Annotated in this window: 18 protein-coding genes, 1 tRNA gene, 1 pseudogene and 1 riboswitch; of the genes and pseudogenes, 12 read left to right on the forward strand and 8 right to left on the reverse strand. The window is 64.3% G+C overall.

The window, feature by feature from the left end; genetic code table 11:
* Nucleotides 1-20: 20 nt before the first annotated feature.
* A pseudogene (locus DH10_RS03820) lies at nt 21-401 on the reverse strand (TetR/AcrR family transcriptional regulator); the annotation flags it as partial.
* An 89-nt stretch (nt 402-490) separates the two neighbouring features.
* On the opposite strand from DH10_RS03820, the gene DH10_RS03825 reads away from it, so the two are divergent.
* Together DH10_RS03825 and DH10_RS03830 are read left to right on the forward strand one after the other, a co-directional pair.
* Entirely contained in the window at nt 491-1,147 is a 657-nt protein-coding gene (locus DH10_RS03825; RefSeq protein WP_192250308.1) for an O-methyltransferase, read from the forward strand.
* A gap of 125 nt (nt 1,148-1,272) precedes the next feature.
* The gene (locus tag DH10_RS03830) at nt 1,273-2,490 is read left to right on the forward strand and encodes an MFS transporter (RefSeq protein WP_192250305.1); all 1,218 of its coding nucleotides are present in this window, start codon (nt 1,273-1,275) and stop codon (nt 2,488-2,490) included.
* Between the two features lie 205 nt (nt 2,491-2,695).
* Here DH10_RS03830 and DH10_RS03835 read toward each other — a convergent pair whose 3' ends face one another.
* Nucleotides 2,696-3,355, reverse strand: coding sequence for a response regulator transcription factor (locus tag DH10_RS03835; RefSeq protein ID WP_192250302.1), 660 nt, complete (start codon nt 3,353-3,355; stop codon nt 2,696-2,698).
* Between the two features lie 116 nt (nt 3,356-3,471).
* The gene (locus DH10_RS03840; RefSeq protein WP_192250299.1) at nt 3,472-3,909 is read right to left on the reverse strand and encodes a hypothetical protein; all 438 of its coding nucleotides are present in this window, start codon (nt 3,907-3,909) and stop codon (nt 3,472-3,474) included.
* A 115-nt stretch (nt 3,910-4,024) separates the two neighbouring features.
* Between DH10_RS03840 and DH10_RS03845 the strand changes: the two genes are divergently transcribed.
* The 3 genes from DH10_RS03845 to DH10_RS03855 are packed head-to-tail and all read left to right on the forward strand — an operon-like array spanning nt 4,025 to nt 6,438.
* Nucleotides 4,025-4,375 carry a DUF952 domain-containing protein gene (locus DH10_RS03845; RefSeq protein WP_192250296.1) on the forward strand — a complete coding sequence of 117 codons (351 nt, stop codon included), beginning with the start codon at nt 4,025-4,027 and terminating at the stop codon, nt 4,373-4,375.
* On the forward strand, nt 4,372-5,445 hold the full coding sequence (locus DH10_RS03850; protein ID WP_192250293.1) for a quinone-dependent dihydroorotate dehydrogenase: 1,074 nt from the start codon (nt 4,372-4,374) through the stop codon (nt 5,443-5,445). Before DH10_RS03845 ends, DH10_RS03850 begins: the two co-directional genes overlap by 4 nt.
* 30 nt (nt 5,446-5,475) lie before the next feature.
* Nucleotides 5,476-6,438 carry a PLP-dependent cysteine synthase family protein gene (locus tag DH10_RS03855; protein ID WP_192250290.1) on the forward strand — a complete coding sequence of 321 codons (963 nt, stop codon included), beginning with the start codon at nt 5,476-5,478 and terminating at the stop codon, nt 6,436-6,438.
* A gap of 37 nt (nt 6,439-6,475) precedes the next feature.
* Here DH10_RS03855 and DH10_RS03860 read toward each other — a convergent pair whose 3' ends face one another.
* On the reverse strand, nt 6,476-7,813 hold the full coding sequence (locus DH10_RS03860) for an MATE family efflux transporter (RefSeq protein WP_192250287.1): 1,338 nt from the start codon (nt 7,811-7,813) through the stop codon (nt 6,476-6,478).
* A 123-nt stretch (nt 7,814-7,936) separates the two neighbouring features.
* Between DH10_RS03860 and DH10_RS03865 the strand changes: the two genes are divergently transcribed.
* Nucleotides 7,937-8,839, forward strand: a complete 903-nt coding sequence (locus DH10_RS03865; protein ID WP_192250284.1) for a histone deacetylase family protein — start codon at nt 7,937-7,939, stop codon at nt 8,837-8,839.
* A gap of 12 nt (nt 8,840-8,851) precedes the next feature.
* Here DH10_RS03865 and DH10_RS03870 read toward each other — a convergent pair whose 3' ends face one another.
* The gene (locus DH10_RS03870; protein WP_127857647.1) at nt 8,852-9,115 is read right to left on the reverse strand and encodes a DUF6460 domain-containing protein; all 264 of its coding nucleotides are present in this window, start codon (nt 9,113-9,115) and stop codon (nt 8,852-8,854) included.
* A gap of 197 nt (nt 9,116-9,312) precedes the next feature.
* Here DH10_RS03870 and DH10_RS03875 point away from each other — a divergent pair.
* Nucleotides 9,313-9,386: transfer RNA gene (locus DH10_RS03875), tRNA-Gly, on the forward strand.
* 228 nt (nt 9,387-9,614) lie between these two features.
* Here DH10_RS03875 and DH10_RS03880 read toward each other — a convergent pair.
* Both DH10_RS03880 and DH10_RS03885 read right to left on the reverse strand, forming a co-directional pair.
* Entirely contained in the window at nt 9,615-9,959 is a 345-nt protein-coding gene (locus DH10_RS03880) for a protamine-2 (modular protein) (RefSeq protein WP_192250281.1), read from the reverse strand.
* A 104-nt stretch (nt 9,960-10,063) separates the two neighbouring features.
* A complete protein-coding gene (locus DH10_RS03885; protein ID WP_192250278.1) occupies nt 10,064-11,053 on the reverse strand; it encodes a LysR family transcriptional regulator in 990 nt (329 codons plus the stop codon).
* 292 nt (nt 11,054-11,345) lie between these two features.
* Here DH10_RS03885 and chvE point away from each other — a divergent pair, with 292 nt between their 5' ends.
* From chvE to araD1, 4 genes are all read left to right on the forward strand, one after another.
* Nucleotides 11,346-12,416 carry a multiple monosaccharide ABC transporter substrate-binding protein gene (chvE, locus tag DH10_RS03890; RefSeq protein ID WP_192250275.1) on the forward strand — a complete coding sequence of 357 codons (1,071 nt, stop codon included), beginning with the start codon at nt 11,346-11,348 and terminating at the stop codon, nt 12,414-12,416.
* Nucleotides 12,417-12,605: 189 nt separating this feature from the next.
* Nucleotides 12,606-14,150, forward strand: a complete 1,545-nt coding sequence (gene mmsA / locus DH10_RS03895; RefSeq protein WP_192250354.1) for a multiple monosaccharide ABC transporter ATP-binding protein — start codon at nt 12,606-12,608, stop codon at nt 14,148-14,150.
* The gene (mmsB, locus tag DH10_RS03900) at nt 14,137-15,429 is read left to right on the forward strand and encodes a multiple monosaccharide ABC transporter permease (protein ID WP_192250272.1); all 1,293 of its coding nucleotides are present in this window, start codon (nt 14,137-14,139) and stop codon (nt 15,427-15,429) included. The genes mmsA and mmsB overlap by 14 nt, the downstream gene beginning before the upstream one ends.
* A gap of 208 nt (nt 15,430-15,637) precedes the next feature.
* On the forward strand, nt 15,638-16,627 hold the full coding sequence (araD1, locus tag DH10_RS03905) for an AraD1 family protein (RefSeq protein WP_192250269.1): 990 nt from the start codon (nt 15,638-15,640) through the stop codon (nt 16,625-16,627).
* 39 nt (nt 16,628-16,666) lie between these two features.
* Here araD1 and DH10_RS03910 read toward each other — a convergent pair whose 3' ends face one another.
* Nucleotides 16,667-17,761: a 2'-deoxycytidine 5'-triphosphate deaminase gene (locus tag DH10_RS03910; RefSeq protein ID WP_192250266.1), complete on the reverse strand. Its 1,095-nt coding sequence runs from the start codon at nt 17,759-17,761 to the stop codon at nt 16,667-16,669.
* Nucleotides 17,762-17,971: 210 nt separating this feature from the next.
* Nucleotides 17,972-18,049, forward strand: a riboswitch (SAM riboswitch).
* Nucleotides 18,050-18,105: 56 nt separating this feature from the next.
* Here DH10_RS03910 and DH10_RS03915 point away from each other — a divergent pair.
* Complete coding sequence (locus DH10_RS03915) at nt 18,106-19,293, forward strand: O-succinylhomoserine sulfhydrylase (RefSeq protein ID WP_192250263.1); 1,188 nt, start codon at nt 18,106-18,108, stop codon at nt 19,291-19,293.
* Nucleotides 19,294-19,349: the final 56 nt, after the last annotated feature.

Genomic DNA, 19,349 nt, shown 5'->3' on the forward strand with positions numbered 1-19,349 from the left:
TGACACAACTCGCCTCATATGAGGGGGGCGGCATCGTTCAGTGCCCCACGCACCGCCGCCTCCTCGCACTCGGAGCGTATGAAGGCATGCACCAGCGTGCGTATCCGTTCGAGCGGCGGTTTTCCGACGTCCTCGAGGATGCCGCACAAAAGCTCGGTCGTCTGCCGCCACTCGTCGCTCTGCAAGCGAAACAGCAACGCCGCCTTGTTCGGGAAATATTGATAGAGCGAGCCGACGCTGACGCCCGCCTTCTCGGCGACGCGCGTGGTGGTGAAACGCTGCGCGCCTTCGCTCGCCAAAACCTGAGCAGCCGCCTGCAGAATCGCCGCGACGAGCTCCGTCGCGCGCGCCTGTTTGGGCTGTTTTCGGGTGGAAATTGAAGGGCTTGGGCGTTGGATCATGGCAGCGCTTGGGAAATGCGAATTGGAAACCTGAAGGATTATTCGTATTTTTCGAAGCAACACAAGAACGCAACCAATCGGAGCCCACCATGACCACCCTGACCGAAACCCCGCTGGCGCCCCTGCTCGCCCGCCTGTTCAAGGAAGCCAATGCCGCGACCAGCCCGGCGATGGCCCGGTACTCGCGCGAGGAACGGGCGCGGCTGCTCGGCAGCAAGACCGAATACCTCGATTTCTACGGCAGCCTGAAGGATCTCTGGCTCGCGGTTTCGCCTGAGACCGGCACGCTGCTCTACATGCTGGCGCGCAGCACCGGCGCGCGTATCATCGTCGAGTTCGGCACTTCGTTCGGCATCTCGACGCTCTATCTTGCCGCGGCACTCAGGGACAATGGCGGCGGCCGCCTGATCACCACGGAATTCGAACCCTCCAAGGTGGTGCGCGCCAGGGCCAATCTCGCCGAAGGCGGCCTTCTCGACCTGGTCGATATCCGCGAGGGCGATGCGCTGGAGACGCTGAGCGCCGACCTGCCCGACCGCATAGACCTTCTGCTGCTCGACGGCGCGAAGGCGCTCTACCCGGAAATCCTCGGCCTGGTAGAGAGCCGGCTCAGGCCCGGCGCGCTAGTCATCGCCGACAATGCCGACTTCTCTCCGGAATATCTGGAGCGGGTGCGCTCGCCGGCGGGCGGCTATATGTCGACGCCGTTCGGCGACGACGTCGAACTGTCGATGCGGCTCGGCTGAAAAGCCCGGCACAAGCATATCAACACTCACGCCGCTCTTCGAGCGGCCGTAGGCGTTCACGTCAGCCAACGCGCCATCCCGGCCCTCGGGCCTCGAGCCCCGGGTCTTTGACGCTAGGTGACATCATGACCGCAATTTCATCCTCCTGGCGCGGGCTGCCGCGCCCGGCGCTGCTCGGCCTCTTCCTGTTCTTCTGCGCCGGCTTCGCCGACGGCGCGCTGGTGCCGTTCTTTCCGCTCTGGGCCAGCAGCGAAGCCGACATTCCCATAGGCGCGATCGGGCTGCTGTTCGGCTGCTATGCCGGCGGCGAATTGATCGCGGCGCCGCTGATCGGCGGCATCGCCGATCGGGTTGGCCGGCGGCCGGTGCTGATTTTCTCATCGCTCGGCGTGGGGTGCGGCTTCGTCGCCCTGTTCTTCATCCACGGCGTTGCAGCAACCGCGATCGTGCTCATTTTGACCGGCATGTGCGAGTCGGTGCTCCATCCGACCATCCTCACCGCGATCGCCGATGTGACCGAGCCGTCAGCGCATCCGCGCTGGTTCAGCATGGCGCGCGTCAGCTCGAGCGCGGGACAGATCCTCGGACCGCCCTGCGGCGCCCTGCTGGCGCTGCTGTCGCTCAGCACCGTGTTTCTCGCCGCCGGCGGCATGCTCATTCTGGGCGGTGTCGTGATGCTGGCGGCGCTTGGCGAGACGATCGGCAGCGGGCGCGCCGGCGGTCAGCACGAAGAGGAAGAGGAGGAAGGCCTGTCGGCGCTGCTGCCGGCCTTCCGCGACGGCCGCCTGGCGAAGCTGCTCCTCTGGGTCGTGCTATTCGAGATTTCCGGCAACTGGATCGAGGCCGTCATCCCGCTCTATGCGCAGGACGCCGGCACGCTTTCCCCATCCGGCATCGGCACGCTGTTCGCCTATGCGGCCGCTTTGACCGTGGGCTTGCAGATGCTGGTGAGCCGCTTTGCCGAGGCGCGAACAGCACTTTGGCTGACCGCCGGCGCCGGCCTCTCGACCATCGCCGCCTTTGTCCTGCTCATGGCGTCGCCGGCAACGCCCTCGCTGATTGCCGCCGTCAGCCTGTGCTCGGTGGCGCAGATGCTGGTCGGGCCGCTCGTGCCGACAGCGGTCAACGCGCTCGCGCCCGTGGCGCGACGCGCCTCCTATATGGCGGCCTCGTCGGTGGCGGTCGACCTCAAGGACTCGCTCGGACCCTCGATCGGCACAGCGCTCTATGCGCTTGCGCCCCGCCTGCCCTGGGTCGCCGGCATTCCGCTGGTGGCGATCGCTTCGCTCGGATTGGGCGTAGCGATCGGGAGGGCGCGGCACGTTTCTGGCATGGCGACTTGAGAGGCGAGTTTCGACGCAGAGGCCTCCAGGCCGGAGAAAGCCGCGGCCTAAAGCATGTCTCCCGAAAGTGGGAACCGGTTTCGGGGGCAAGACACGCGTAAAATCAATGACCTAAAGCGCACTGAGCGAATCTGAAAGATCGCGACGCGCTTTAGTCGTCAGGCCCGGCGATGGAGGAGCAGCCTTGACGCAAAAGGGCCAGCGATCAGCCCACTGGCTGCAGCGGGTCGCCGCCGATCTTGGAAAGCTGGATGACCGCCTGGGTGCGGCTGTCGACGCCGAGCTTTTGCAATATGGCCGAGACATGCGCCTTGATGGTGGCCTCGGAGACGCCAAGCTCATAGGCGATCTGCTTGTTGAGCAGCCCTTCGGCCAGCATGCCGAGCACCCGCGTCTGCTGCGGCGTCAGCGCCTGCAGCCGCTTGATCAGCTCCGAAATCTCGGGATCGCGCTCGACGCCGAGCTCGATCCCGGCGGGCGCGGCGATATCACCGGCAAGCACGGCCTGCACGGCGGCGCGAATTTCCTCCATGCTTGCCGATTTGGAGATGAAACCGGAAGCGCCGAGATCGAGCGCGCGGCGGATGGTGACTGGATCGTCATGGGCCGACACCACCACCAGCGGCACCGAGGAATGGATGCCGCGCAGAGAGATCAGGCCCGACAGGCCGCTGGCGCCCGGCATCGAGAGGTCGAGCAGCACCATGTCGATGTCTTCATTGGCAAGGACAAGCGCCTTGGCGCTTTCGAAATCGCCGGCCTCGTGGATGGCGGCGACATCGCCGATGCCGGCAAGCGCCTCCTTCAGCGCACCGCGAAACAGCGGATGGTCGTCGGCAATGACGAAGGTGTGGCCCGACGGCAAATATTCCTCCCCGTCCCATCACTGATTGTGTGCTTCTTGCGGGATCGGAACGATTATGCGGCGGCGCGGCGCGTTTTCAAGCAGCAAAGGCCGCGCGCAGGCTTTTTCCCAAGGGATCAGGTCTTTTGCGGAGTGGGCTTCGCGCCGCCGTCGCCTTCTTCCTTGTCCATATCCTTCACGATGTCCATGAAGCTGCGGAAGAAGCGCTCCATGTAGCTCATCGTCTTGTTGAAATCCTCCTCGCTCGGCAGGTTGGATTCGAGCCGGGCGGAGGGCGTGTTCTCGAGCTTGGCGACGCGCTCATCCAGCGCCTTCACCGAACTCTGCAGCCGGTCGATCTCGTCCTGGATGGCGGCGCGCTCGTCGGACGCCATCTTGCAGACGAGCTGGCCGGAGCGCTCTTCGCAGATCGACATCGCGCCGGTCTGGGTGTCCATGCGGACATAGCCGTTGGCCGACTTTTCGAGCCGATAGCGGTCGGTCTCCTCGGAATAGGCCGATGCGGCGACCAGCGAGCAAAGCGCCGCCGGGATCAGGATGTGCTGCAGACGCATGTTGTTTATCCTCCATGAGCCGTTGAGCCAAGAATATCACAGGTTTGCGCCTGAAATGGGGAAGAGATTCGCAAGCACCCTTTCCCCCATGGTTCGTTCGGACTATAGCGCGACAATGTCTCAGATTATCTACAAGATCGCGCCTGAAGCCACGTGGCGCGAAGCGGAGCGGAACGGCCGTTTCACCGGAGCGCCGATCGACATCGCCGACGGCTTCATCCACTTCTCCACCGCTGCCCAAGTGCGTGAGACGGCGGCCAAGCATTTCGCTGGCGAGACGGACCTGCTTCTGATTGCTGTCGATGGAGCGCGGCTGGGTGAGGCGCTGAAATACGAGGTGTCGCGCGGCGGCGCCTTGTTCCCGCATCTCTACGCCCCGCTCGACCTCGATGCCGTCCTCTGGGCAAGGCCACTGCCGCTGGGCAGCGATGGCCGGCATCAATTCCCTATGCTGGAGGGCGAATGAGCGTGCTCGACCGGATCGGCCAGAAGCTGCTTTTCTCCTTCGATCCGGAAACCGCGCACGGCCTTTCCATAGCGGCGCTGAGATGCGGCCTGCCGGTCGGCTCGCCATCCCCGCGCGACGCGCGGCTCAAGGTCAGCCTTTGCGGCCTCGATTTCCCCAACCCGCTCGGCATGGCCGCCGGCTACGACAAGAACGCCGAGGTGCCTGATGCGCTGCTCAGGCTCGGCTTCGGCTTCGCCGAGGTCGGCACGATCACACCGCTGCCGCAGCCAGGTAACCCGAAGCCGCGCATCTTCCGGCTGACTGCCGACGGGGCCGTGATCAACCGGCTCGGCTTCAACAATGAAGGCCATGACGTTGCCGAAAAGCGCCTTGCTGGGCGCAAGGGGCGTGGCGGCATCGTCGGCGTCAACATCGGCGCCAACAAGGACAGCGCCGACCGCGTCGGCGACTATGAGCGCGGCGTGACCCGCTTTGCGCCCTATGCCAGCTATCTGACCGTCAACATCTCCTCGCCCAACACGCCCGGCCTGCGCAACATGCAGGCGCGTGAGCAGCTCGGCGAGCTGTTGTCGCGCGTGATGGCGGCCCGTGCCGCGGCTTCGGCGCAGCCGCCTGTCTTTCTCAAGATCGCGCCGGATCTCGTCGAAGCGGAACTGGAAGACATCGCCGCCGAGGTCATCGAAAAAAAGATCGACGGAGTCATCGTTTCCAACACGACGCTTTCGCGGGCTGGGTTGCGGAGCGCAAGCCTCGCGGGCGAAGCCGGCGGGCTGTCGGGCAAGCCGCTTTTCGAGCGCTCGACGGCGGTGCTCGCCCGGATGCGCAAGCTGCTTGGCCCAAAAATGGCGATCATCGGCGTCGGCGGAGTCGACTCGGCGGAAACCGCACTGGAAAAAATCCGCGCCGGCGCCGATCTCGTCCAGCTCTATACCGGCATGATCTATGCGGGACCGGCGCTGCCCGCGCGCATCGTTGCCGGCATGGCGCGGTCCGCGGATCGGGAGCGTCTCAAATCCATCGGAGAACTGCGCGACACCGGCTGCGCAAACTGGTCCAAGCGACTCTGACGAGCTCCGACGAAACCGGGAAGACAGACAATGGCCGAGGTTCTGAACTCCGTCGTAGACTCGATCGGCGGCACTCCATTGGTCCGGCTCGACAGGCTGACGGCGCAGGCGGGCGTCAAGGGCGGGATCCTCGCCAAGCTGGAATATCTCAACCCGGGCTTTTCGAAGAAGGATCGCGCGGCGCTTGGAATAATCGAGGAAGCCGAAAGATCTGGCGCCATCAAACCGGGACAAACGGTGGTCGAGCTTACCTCCGGAAATATGGGCACGGGCCTCGCGATCATCTGTGCGGTCAGGGGCTACCCCTTCGTCGCGGTGATGTCGAAAGGCAATTCTGAAGAGCGCGCGCGAATGATGACGGCGCTCGGCGCGGAAGTGATTCTCGTGGACCAACTGCCGGGGTCGGTGCCGGGGCAGGTATCGGGTGGCGATTTGGCGCTCGTCGAGCAGACCGCCAAGGCGGTGGCGGCGGAACGAGGCGCGTTTCGCGCCGATCAGTTCCATCGCGACGGGAACTGGCTTGCGCACTATCACGGGACCGGGCCGGAAATCTGGGACGCCAGCCATGGCGCTGTCGACGCGTTCGTCGACTTCGTCGGCTCGGGCGGAACCTATACGGGGGTAGCGAGGGCGCTCAAGGAACGCAATCCCCTGATCAAGTGCTTCATCGTCGAGCCCAAGGGCGCCGCCGCCCTCGCGGGAGAGCCCATCACCCAATCCGAACATCCCATTCAAGGCGGCGGCTATGCCATGCCGGACCTGGCGTTCCTGAACAACGTGCCCGTCGATGGTTATCTTCAGGTTTCCGGCGATGAGGCACGCCAGGCCACGCGCCTGCTCGCGCGCAGCGAAGGCATCTTCGGCGGCTTCTCCTCCGGAGCGAATGTGGCTGCGGCGTTGCGACTTCTAGACGGCGATCAATCAGGCAAGACGATAGCCGTCGTCATTTGCGACTCCGGACTGAAGTACCTGTCGACCGACCTCTGGAGCTAAAGAATCAACACTGCCAGCCCTGCCCGCGACGAAGGCGCTAAAAAGCCGTTCGCACCCTGAGCCGCAGCACCGCAACTAGGCTCAAACCCCGCACCAGCAGAAAGACGTGCAGCGCCGCCCACAGGCCGTTGTTGCCGAAGGCGGGCGCCAGCGTGATGAGCGCGCCGCTGAAGGCGAGGAACGACACAAGCATCATGTTGCGCATGTCGCGCGACCAGGTGGCGCCGATGAAGACGCCGTCCATCTGGAAAGCGAGCACGCCGCTCAGCGCCGTGAAGGCGGCCCACGGCAGGTAGGCGTCGGCGGCCTGGCGGACATCCGCCGAGGTCGTCACCAGCGCCACCAGACTGGTGCCGGCCGTCAGCAGCACCAGCGTCGCAACGCCGGCGAGACCGAAACCCCAGATCAGCGTCAGCCGCACGGCCTGCCGGAACGGTGTTGCCGCATGCGCGCCGATAGCGCGGCCGACGAGTTGCTCGGCGGCGGTCGCAAAGCCGTCGAGGAAGTAGCCGGCGATGAGGAAGAAGTTCATCAGCACGGCGTTGGCGGCGAGCGTCACCGTGCCGAACTGCGCGCCCTGCCTGGTGAACAGCGCGAAAGCGGCAAGCAGCGAGAAGGAGCGGATCATGATGTCGCGGTTGAGCGACAGCATGCGCCGGTAGGCCGGCAGGTCGAGGATGCGCCGGCGCGACGGCCGCTCCAGCTTGCGGAAGCGGCTGAGCACGATGGCAAAGCCGAGCAGCATCGCCAGGAATTCACCGGTGACGGTCGCCGAGGCCACGCCGGCGACACCCCAGCCGAGCTCGAGGCCGAGCAGGAAACAGAGCAGGATGTTGATGCCGTTGAGCACCGCCTGCAGCATCAGCCCGAGCCCGCCCTCGCCGCGCCCCAGCACGTAGCCCAATATGGCGTAGTTGGTGAGCGAGAAGGGCGCGGCGAGCAGCCTGATGCGGATATAGACCGACATTGCCGCGCTGACGCGCGGCTCGGCGCCCATGAACCACTGGCCGGCCACGGCAAAGAGCGGGGCAAGTGCGGCAAGCACGACGCCGGCGACGACCGCGATCAGCACGGCCCGCCAGAGAACGGCCTGTTCCTCCAACGGATCGCCGCGCCCGAAAGCCTGGGCGACGAGGCCGGTGGTGCCGGAGCGCAGGAAGTTGAATGTGGTGAAGACGACGTCGAACACCAGCGCGCCTGCGGCCAGGCCGCCGAGCAGGGCCGCGTCGCCGAACTGTCCGACAACCGCCGTGTCGACGATGCCGAGCAGTGGCGTCGTCAGATAGGCAAGCGTCATCGGCACGGCAATCGCCAGCACCGAGCGGTTGCTGACGTTGAAGGATCTGGCGTTTATCTGGGTCGCACCCTTATCCAAGGATTGCTGCCTTGCTCGTTGCGGCTTGATCGAACAGCCGATGTGCCCCAGTTTGCCGCTGCCGCGCAATCGCCAACCCGTGGCGGCCAACTGAATTCCAGCTCTGGCGCAGGCTGCCCCATCATGCCCTTGCAGATCGTCCACCACCCCGACTACGACGCCGGCTTCGCCGTCAACCACCGCTTTCCGATGAGCAAATATCCGTTGCTGATGGAGGCCTTGCGCGCCCGCGGCTTGGCCGTTTCGGAGGCGCTTTCGATGCCGGGACCGGCGCCGGCCGCATGGCTGAAGCTCGCGCATGCGGCCGACTATGTCGACCAGGTGCTGGCCTGCGAGGTGCCAGCGAAGATCGAGCGCGAGATCGGTTTTCCGGTCGGCCAGCGCGTGTCGCTGAGGGCTCAGCTTGCCACCGCAGGTACGGTTCTGGCGGCGCGGCTGGCGCTGAAGCACGGCATCGCCTGCAACGCTGCCGGCGGCAGCCATCACGCCAGGCGCGAGCACGGCGCGGGCTTCTGCACCTTCAACGACGTGGCGGTAGCGTCGCTGGCGCTGCTTGCGGAGCGCGCCGTCGAAAACATCCTGGTCGTCGATCTCGATGTCCATCAGGGCGACGGCACGGCGGACATCCTGAAGGACGAACCCCGCGCCTTCACCTTTTCCATGCATGGCGAGCGCAACTATCCGGCGCGCAAGATCGCCTCCGATCTCGATATCGCCTTGCCCGACGGCACCGGCGATACCGCCTATGTCGACCGGCTCCGCGCCATTCTTCCGGAGCTTTCCGCAAGACGGCGCTGGGACATCGTCTTCTACAATGCCGGCGTCGATGTCCACGCCGAGGACCGGCTCGGCCGGCTATCGTTGACCGATGACGGCCTGCGCGCCCGCGACAGGACGGTGATCAGCCATTTCCGCGCCCGCGGCATCCCGCTGTGCGGCGTCATCGGCGGCGGCTATTCGACCGACGTGCCGGCACTTGCCGCGCGCCACGCCATCCTGTTCGAAACGGCAGCTGCCTATGCCTGACGGCTCGACAGGCTACTTCCTGTAACTGGCGATCCTGAGCAGGATAAAGGCCGGCACGACGATCGCGGCACCGAGCAGGATATAGCCCAGGAAGCGGTCGATGGCGTGGAAGCCGAGATTCCACAAATCGACGAAGAACTGGCGGATGCCATAGAACACATCCATCGGGCTCCAGCCGAAGGCGTGCATGACGAGGCCGACGAGGAAGGAAACCACCAGCAGCTTCACGAGCACCCTGAGTGGCGTATCGCCGAGGAAGCGTGTCAGTGCGGACAAGGCCGTTCTCCGGTTCGAGCTGCCCCGATTCGGCAGCGCGACTTCAGAAATACGCACTCGGCTGTTCGGCATCAAGCAGGCGCGCCATTGTCGGCCAGATAGCGCGTATGAACCTGACGGGGCGTCGAAACATATCCAAGGTTCGCGACGAGAGCCGATTGCTTGAGGCACTGCCATCATGGTAACGAGGCTGCTGCGCGGGTATGATGTAATGGTAGCCTGTCAGCTTCCCAAGCTGAACGCGCGGGTTCGATTCCCGCTACCCGCTCCACCTTGCAACGCAAGGGTTTGAGCCAGACTTCGCCAGCGGCCATTGCGCAGTTTTACATTGGGTTCTACGCGACCGATTCCCAGCCGGTCTGGTTCGACACTCAGGCCAAGCGGTATGCGCAATGGTGAAGTCGGTGGTTTGCAAGCAAAGCTTTGGGTCTTGCACACCAATGCAAGACCCCGGTCTGCAATTCACCCTGGCAGGCGCCGGTGCGTGGTTGCTATCGTCCTAGAGCCAGAACCCGATCCAGACACGGCGGCGCCAGCAGCGGACATGACGCCGACCATAGCGCCAGTAGCGGCGGCAGACCCTTCTCCAGACCCGCCGGCGGCGACGACGGCGGTAGTACCGATCGCGGTAGTAGCGACGGCGGCGGTAATAGTACTGAGCCGGCTGCAGCAGATCGGCCTGCTCATCCTCCTCGTAGATGCCCGGATCCGGCTTATCCAATTCATCGAGAATTCCGTTGCCTTTGGGGACGCCGGCAACCGCCTTGCCCGGTCCGGCCAGGCCTGCAAGTGCCGCTGCCCCCGCAACGCCAAGCATTCCAGTCAGAAACAACCGACGTTCCATCGAAACCTCCCGAGCTGTTGAGCATCGACAACTCGTCCGTCACCCGGAAACAGGCTCAGCGAGCCGCCGCTCGGTTTGAACGTGCAAGTAGCATTCTCGTTCCATTACCCCACTTCACGCAAAATGAAGTCGTGCAGCATCTTGGCGGCGGGCGAGAGCACGCGGTTCTTGACCGTAATCAGGCTGTAAGGCCTGACTTCGATGTCGAATTCGGTCTGCACCACGTCGATCGCTCCCGCCAGCCCGTCGGCGCTCTGGATGAACTTGGCCACCTGGACCGAAACGGGGGCGATGGCGTCGGATTGCGCCACCATCACCAGCGTCAAGAGCAGCGAAGAGGTGTTGAGGATGCGGTCGGGAAGCGGGATGTTGCGGTTCAGGAAATTGCTTTCCATCGCCTGGCGCAGCGGCGAGCCGCCGGACTGGAAGACCCAGTCATAGGCGGCCGTCTCCTCCAGACCGACCATCCTGCCGCTGGCAAGCGGATGGCCGCGGCGCACGATCAGGCAGGCCTTCTCGATGCCGATGACACGCGATTCGAACAGCCGCGGATTGAGGTCGTCGGGAATGCGGGCGATGATGAAGTCGTGGCGGGAGGCGATCAGCTCGCGGGCAAGCACATTCGACGTCTCCACCTGCATCGTGATCTCGATGCGCGGGTAGATGCGGCGGATCTCGCGAATCGCCGGCACGGCCAACTCGATCGCCGGCGCGGTCACGGCGCCGAGGAACACCGAGCCGCCTTTGCCGGCCTTGAGCTCCGAAATCTCGCGGTCGGCTTCGCGCATCTCGAGCAGGATCGAGCGGGCGCGCCTGGCGAGCGCCTGGCCGTAAGGGGTGAGGGTTACGCCGCGCGGCAGCCGCTCGCACAACTTCACGTCGAGCACCGCTTCCATCTCGGCGATCATGCGCGAGGCGGCCGGCTGGGAGATGTTCATCACCTGGGCGGCGGCGCTCACCCGTCCGTGATCGTCGAGGGCGGCGATCATGCGCATATGGCGCAGGCTCAAACCGCTGCGCAAGAGTGTTTCCCCGTCGCCCGGGAGCTTCTCGTAACTTACTGAAATCGCATCAGGATCGCGCAACGCCGCCATGATTTCCGAGCCTCTCCGCCAGTTCTCTGCCGCACGCTAAACCATACCAGTTTCGGTATAGCAACCACCAAAGATCGCATTTGACAGTTATGTCAAAGGAACACACCCTTCGCGCGTTCCGAGGCGCAACGATCGGCAACGAGCAAAATCGTATCGATTGAAACTGCGTCGCGGGGCCGATTGGGAGGATACCGGAGATCGATAAAGCCGACAGAGGCGCGATTGCGCTTCTGCTCGACTGCGCGGCCCGCGAAGCCCCGAGGTGTCGCGTCCATCAACCAGGGAGAGTAATGTGAAAATCATCAAGACGCTGGCCGCTGTCGCGGCCCTTGGCATTGCCGCCACGACCTATTCGGCGCACGCAGCCGACAAGGGTCTCGTCGGCGTGCTGATGCCGACCAAGACCTCGCAGCGCTGGATCAACGACGGCGACGCCGTCAAGTCCCAGCTCGAAGCGCTCGGCTACACGGTCGACCTGCAATATGCGCAGGACGATATCCCGAACCAGCTCAGCCAGCTGGAAAACGAAATCACCAAGGGCCCGAAGGCGCTGATCATCGCCTCGATCGACGGCACCACCATGGCCGATGCGCTGCAGAAGGCCAACGATGCCGGCGTCGTCACCGTCGCCTATGACCGCCTGATCAAGAAGACCCCGAACGTTGACTACTACACCACCTTCGATAATTTCGGCGTCGGCGTCATCCAGGCGAATTCCCTGGTCAAGGGCCTCAAGGAGCGCTTCGCGAACACCAAGCCGTGGAACGTCGAATTGTTCGGCGGCTCGCCGGACGATAACAACGCCTTCTTCTTCTACAACGGCGCGATGTCGGTCCTGCAGCCGCTGATCGACGACGGCTCGATCAAGATCAAGTCCGGCCAGATGGGCATGGACAAGGTCGGCACGCTGCGCTGGCTGGCCGCCACCGCCCAGGCGCGCATGGACAACCTGCTCTCGGCCAACTATTCGGACGGCAGCCGCGTCGATGGCGTTCTGTCGCCCTATGACGGCCTGTCGCGCGGCATCACCGCCTCACTGCGCGCCGTCGGTTACGGCACGGACGCTCAGCCCTGGCCGATCGTGACCGGCCAGGACGCCGAGACCGCCTCGGTCAAGCTGATCATCTCGGGCGAGCAGTATTCGACCGTGTTCAAGGACACTCGCGAATTGGCCAAGGCCACCGTGCAGCTGGTCGACAAGGTGCTCTCCGGCGGCAAGCCCGACGGCCTCGACGACAAGACCTACAACAACGACGTCAAGGTCGTTCCCTCGATCCTCTTGACGCCGCATGAGGTCGACAAGTCGAACTACCAGGCGCAGGTCGTCGACTCCGGCTACATCAAGGCCGACGAGCTGAAGTAATCTTGCCTCAAAGGAAGGGGTCCTGCGCGACGCAGGGCCCCTTTTCGTTCAGAAGCGAGCCCGGTATTGTTTTTGCCGGCCTCTGCAGCGCCCATGCGCCGACGCTGCGCGGGCAAGACTGCAGTATGTTGATTTCGCGCATGACACTTTCCGGAAATGGAAGGCATGCGCCAGGGAGCGGAATTCCTGATGACCTCGACGATTTTGGAGATGCGCGACATCACCAAGACGTTTCCCGGCGTCAAGGCGCTGTCGAACGTCAACCTCAGCGTCGAGGAAGGCGAAATCCACGCCGTCGTCGGCGAGAACGGCGCCGGCAAATCGACGCTCATGAAGGTGCTGTCGGGCGTCTATCCGTCCGGCACCTATGAAGGCGAAATCGTCTTTCGCGGCCAGGAATGCCACTTCAAGGGCATCCACGACAGCGAGCATATCGGCATCGTCATCATTCACCAGGAACTTGCCCTGGTGCCGATGCTGTCGATCGCGGAAAACATCTTCCTCGGCAACGAGCACGCTGCCTACGGCGTCATCGACTGGAACGCCAACGAGAAGCGCACCAAGGCGCTGCTCGACAAAGTCGGCTTGAAGGAAGACCCCAAGACGCTGATCACCAATATCGGCGTCGGCAAGCAGCAGCTGGTCGAGATCGCCAAGGCGCTGAGCAAGGAAGTCAAGCTCCTAATCCTCGACGAGCCGACCGCCTCGCTCAGCGAAAAGGACAGCCAGGCGCTGCTCGATCTCCTGCTCGAGTTCAAGCGCCAGGGCATGACCTCGATCCTGATCTCGCACAAGCTCAACGAGGTGAACCGCGTTGCCGACAAGGTGACGGTGATCCGCGACGGGCGCACCATCGAGACCCTGCCCAGGAAGGACATCAGCGAGGACCGCATCATCACCTCGATGGTCGGCCGCTCGCTCGACGACCGCTATCCGCCGCGCGAGCCGCGGATCGGCGACGTCATCTTCGAGGTCAAGGATTGGTCGGTGTACCATCCGATCCATGCCGAGCGGCAGGTCATCAAGAACATCAGCCTCAATGTGCGCAAGGGCGAGGTGGTCGGCATCGCCGGGCTGATGGGCGCCGGCCGCACCGAATTCGCGATGAGCCTGTTCGGCCGCTCCTACGGCCGGCACATCACCGGCGAGGTTTTGCTCCGCGGCAAGCCGATCGACCTCTCATCGGTAAGCAAGGCGGTGGCGAGCGGCATTGCCTATGTCACCGAGGACCGCAAGACCTACGGCCTCAACCTCATCGACCACATCAAGCACAATGTGACGCTGGCCAATCTGGGAGGCGTCTCCAGCCGCGGCGTCATCGACGACATGCGCGAGATGAGCGTCGCCAACGACTATCGCAAGAAGACCAACATCCGCGCCTCCAGCGTCTATCAGCTGACCGGCAATCTTTCGGGCGGCAACCAGCAGAAGGTGGTGCTGTCGAAATGGCTGTTCGCCGATCCGGAAGTCTTGATCCTCGACGAACCGACGCGCGGCATTGACGTCGGCGCCAAGTACGAAATCTATACGATCATCGCCCGCCTCGCCGCCGAGGGTAAGGCGATCATCGTCATCTCGTCGGAAATGCCGGAGCTGCTCGGCATCACCGACCGTATCTATGTCATGAACGAAGGGCGTATCGTCGGCGAAATGGCGGCAAGCGACGCCAGCCAGGAAAAAATCATGCGCGCCATCGTTCGGGGAGAAGGAAAAAAGCATCATGAGCACAGATAGCGCTCCCGCGCCGCAGAGCGGCATCGCCGAGGACGTCAAGCAGGGTCCGCGCGTCGCCGTCTCGGCCTTGACGACCAACCTGCGCGAATACGGTCTGATCATCGCGCTGATCGTCATCATGCTGTTCTTCCAGTACACCACGTCGGGAACGTTGTTCAAACCGGTCAACCTCAGCAACCTGGTGCAGCAGAACTCGTTCATCATCGTGATGGCGCTTGGCATGCTGCTGGTGATCGTTGCAGGCTACATCGATCTCAGCGTGGGGTCCGTCGCCGGCTTCATCGGCGCTCTTGCCGCGATGATGATGGTCATCTGGCCGCTCGGGATATTCAGCAATCCGCTGGTCGTCTCCATCGTCTGCCTGATCGTCGGCGCGCTCATCGGCGCGGCGCAAGGCTACTGGATCGCCTATCACCGGATACCGAGCTTCATCGTGACGCTGGCGGGCATGCTGATCTTCCGCGGCATCTGCCAGGCGCTGCTTGGCGGCGGCTCCTCGGTGGGTCCGCTTCCCGACAGCTTCAAGGCGTTGAGCTCCGGCTTCATCCCGGACGTCATCGGCCCGCTGACGCTGATCCCGCCGACGGTGAATGCCGCCGGCAAGACCATCGTCGGCAGCGGCCTCACGCTGCACATGACGACGGTGGTGCTGGGCGTGGTGGCGGTGCTCGCCTATGCCTATTTCGGCCTGAGGGCACGCCGCAAGCGCGAGCGCCATGGCTATGAGGCCGAGCCTTTCCCCCTGTTCGTCATCAAGACGCTGGTCGGCAGCGCGCTGGCCCTGTTCCTAGTGTTCCAGTTCGCCAGCTACCGCGGCCTGCCGGTGGTGCTTCTGGTGATGGGCGTGCTGATCTCGCTGTTCGTCTTCGTCACCAAGCGCATGACCATCGGCCGCCGTATCTATGCGATGGGCGGCAACGCCAAGGCGGCGCAGCTGTCGGGCATCAACACCGAAAGGCTGACGCTGCTCGTCTTCATCAACATGGGCGTGCTGTCGGCGCTCGGCGGCCTGATCATCGCGGCCCGCCTCGGCCAGGCGGTGCCGGCGGCCGGTCTCGGCAGCGAGCTCGACGTGATCGCCGCCGTCTTCATCGGCGGCGCTTCGGCGATGGGCGGCGTCGGGCAGGTCATCGGCGCCGTGGTCGGCGGCTTCATCATGGGCGTCATGAACAACGGCATGTCGATCATGGGCGTCAATGTCGACTGGCAGCAGGTGGTCAAGGGCCTGGTGCTGCTCGGTGCCGTGATCTTCGACGTCTACAACAAGAACAAGGCTTAACGGCCGGAGGCAAGGACTAAGGAGGCATACGGGTTCTAGATCGCGGAGCTGCCGGCAACCCGTTGGCGCGAAGAAGTCCCGGAAGGACCAGGCTCGCGAGCGCAATCCGGAGCAAGAGTTTCAACCGTGGCACGGATCGGTTCCGGGCCGCGCCGGTCAGGGTTTGCCATCGGCAGCCGGGCCAAGGCAAAAGAGAGAGGGTTTCATCATGCTGATTTCCCAGATCCTCGACGACGCCGAGACGATCCGCGTCGTTGCCCGCAGCGGCGGCAAGACCCGGATCATCAACGGCGCGCGCAGCGTCTATTCGCTGGCGATGGAGGCGGCCCGCACCGGCACCGGCCTCGAAGCCCTGATCGAGCGCAAGGGCTATGGCGAGACGGTCGATCTCGATGCCGCCTACAAGAAGGGGCGGCTGGTGTCGCCGATCAACCATCCGGACCCGGCGCATCTGCACCTTACCGGCACGGGATTGACGCATCTCGGCTCTGCGGCGACGCGCGATTCCATGCACAAGAAGCTCAGCGACGGCGAAGAGCAGCTCACCGATTCCATGAAGATGTTCCGCATGGGGCTGGAAGGCGGCAAGCCGGCGAAGGGCCAGATCGGCGTGCAGCCGGAATGGTTCTACAAGGGCAACGGCACCATGGCGGTGGCGCCGGGTGCAGCACTTATGTCGCCAGCCTTCGCGCAGGACGCCGGCGAGGAGCCGGAGATCGCCGGCATCTATGTCATCGGCGACGACGGCGCGCCGTTCCGTGTCGGCTTTACGCTGTCCAACGAATTCTCCGACCACGTGACCGAACGGGTGAACTATCTGTTCCTCGCCCACTCCAAGCTGCGCAACGCCTCGTTCGGGCCGGAGATCCTGATCGGCGACCTGCCCGCCGACATCAGGGGCTCATCGCGGATTTATCGCGACGGCAAGGTGCTTTGGGAAAAGCCGTTCCTGTCGGGCGAAGCGAACATGTCGCACACCATTGCCAATCTCGAGCATCACCATTTCAAATATTCGGCGTTCCGCCAGCCCGGCGACGTGCATGTGCACATGTTCGGCACCGCCACACTCTCCTTCGCCGACGGCGTCAGGACCGAAGAAGGCGATACCTTCGAGATCGAGGCGAAGGATTTCGGCCTGCCGCTGCGCAACCCGCTGGAGATCGAAAAGCCGGTGAAGGTGGCGGTGAAGGCGCTGTGAGGGGGTGATCTCCCCCGGGGGAGATCGGCAGCTTCGACCTCAGCGCGCGGCGCGGAAATGCTTGGAGAGCTTCAGTCCCTGCGCCTGATAGTTGGAGCCGAGATCGCTGCCGTAGAGCGCCTGAGGGCGCTTGAGCATATGCTCGTAGACCAGGCGCCCGACGATCTGGCCGTGGTCGAGGATGAATGGCACCTCGTGGCTGCGCACCTCGAGCACCGCGCGGCTGCCGCTGCCGCCGGCGGCGGAGTGGCCGAAGCCTGGATCGAAGAAGCCGGCATAGTGGACGCGGAACTCGCCGACCAGCGGGTCGAAGGGCGTCATCTCGGCGGCATAGAGCGGCGGCACGTGCACGGCTTCGCGAGAGACCAGGATGTAGAACTCGTCCGGGTCGAGCACCAGTTCGCCGGCGCCGCTCTTGTAGAGCGGCTCCCAGAAGTCGACGACATCCTGCGCGGCGCGCTTGTCGACGTCGACGAGGCCGGTGTGGTGCTTGCCGCGATAGCCGACAAGACCGTCCTTGTCGCCGTCGAGATCGATGGAGAGCGCTATGCCGCCGCCGGAGATGTTGGGGGGCTCGGTGGCGACCAGCATCTCGGCGCGATGGAGGTCGCGCAATTCGCGCTCCGACAGCAGCGCGTTGCCGGTGCGGAAGCGTATCTGCGACAACCGCGAGCCGGCACGCACGATGATCGGGAAGGTGCGCGGGCTGACCTCGAGGTAGAGCGGGCCACGATAGCCGGCGGCGATCTTGTCGAACTCGTGGCCGCGGTCGGTCATGACACGCGTGAAGATGTCCAGCCGCCCGGTCGAACTCTTCGGGTTGGCCGAGGCCGAGACTTCCGCCGGCAGCGCCAGGCTTTCGAGCAGCGGCACGATGTAGACGCAGCCCGTCTCCAGCACCGCGCCTTCGGTAAGGCTGATCTCGTGCAGCTTCAGCCGTTCGAGCTTATCGGCCACAAGGTGATCGGGGCCGGGCAGGAAGGAGGCGCGCACGCGGAAGGCCGTGTCGCCCAGTCTCAGATCGAGGCTGGCCGGCTGGATCTGGTTGGTGTCGAGCGCGCGCGGCGATTTCAGCGCGCCCGCCTCGAACAGCGCCGCGATGTCCTGATCGGGAAGAATGCCTGTCTGCCGCAAGGTCTGGCTCCGCTAGAGCAATTCACCGTTTCACGGAAACGGCGAACCGCTCTACCTTTTTGTTTTGACGCAATTCCGGACGGAAAACCGTTTCACACTTTTCCTGGAATTGCTCTAAGGCCGGGCAAACGCATAGTCGCAGGCTCCTGCCTGGTACAAACCTCTTAATCAAGCCGGCAATTGACGCAAGCGCGGGCGAGGTCTAAAGGGTCGTTATCCCGTGGTGATTTGGCCGGTCGGCTTGCAGCCACGTTAAACAAGTCGCTAAAGGACCGCTGGCCGCAAGGCCGTATGGGACCGGTTGCGACATCGCGGCCGGTTTTTTTGTGTTTGGAAGTAGGGCGATGACCAAGACGCGCAACTGGAAGGCTCAGACGGCACTCGTGCATAGCGGAACACTGCGTTCCGGCTTCGGCGAGACCGCCGAGGCAATGTATCTCACCCAAGGCTATGTTTACGAAACGGCGCAAGCGGCGGAGGCCCGTTTCAAGGGCGAGGAGCCGGGCTTCATCTATTCGCGCTACGCCAACCCGACGGTCGACATGTTCGAGAAGCGCATGTGCGCGCTGGAAGGCGCGGAAGACGCCCGCGCCACCGCTTCCGGCATGGCCGCGGTCAGCGCCGCGCTGCTCTGCAGCGTCAAGGCCGGCGACCATATCGTCGCGGCGCGGGCGCTGTTCGGCTCCTGCCGCTGGGTGGTCGAGACGCTGGCGCCGCGCTACGGCATCGAGGCGACGCTGGTCGACGGCACCGACATCGCCAACTGGGAAAAAGCGGTCAGGCCGAACACCAAGCTGTTCTTCCTGGAAAGCCCGACCAACCCGACGCTGGAAGTGGTCGACATCGCCGCCGTCGCCGCGCTCGCCAACACGATCGGCGCGCGCGTGATCGTCGACAATGTGTTCGCCACGCCGCTGCAGCAGAAGCCCTTGCAGCTCGGCGCCCATATCGTGGTCTATTCGGCGACCAAGCATATCGACGGACAGGGCCGCTGCCTCGGCGGCGTCATCCTGTCGGACAAGAAGTGGATCGACGAGAACCTGCACGACTATTTCCGCCACACCGGCCCGAGCCTGTCGCCCTTCAACGCCTGGACGCTGCTCAAGGGCCTAGAGACGCTGCCGCTGCGCGTGCGCCAGCAGACCGAGAGCGCCGGCAAGATCGCGGACTTCCTGGCCGGACGCCCGGAGATCGCCCGCGTCATCTATCCGGGCCGTGCCGACCATCCGCAGGCGGATGTCGTCAGGAAGCAGATGTCGGGCGGCTCGACGCTGATCTGCCTCGACGTCAAGGGCGGCAAGCAGGCGGCCTTCGCCTTCCAGAACGCGCTCGACATCGTGCTGATCTCCAACAATCTAGGCGACGCCAAGAGCCTGATCACGCACCCGGCGACGACGACGCACAAGAACCTGAGCGACGAGGCGCGTGCCGAGCTCGGCATCGGGCCAGGCACGCTGCGTCTTTCTGTGGGGCTTGAGGACGCCGACGACCTGCTAGCCGACATCGAACAGGCGCTGAAGGCCGCCAGATAGCTGCGCTCAGACCGGCAACTTCTCCGGTTTGACGCGACAATGCTGCGGGCAGCGTT

The sequence above is a fragment of the Mesorhizobium silamurunense genome, assembly GCF_014843825.1.
GTDB classification, from domain to species: domain Bacteria; phylum Pseudomonadota; class Alphaproteobacteria; order Rhizobiales; family Rhizobiaceae; genus Mesorhizobium; species Mesorhizobium silamurunense.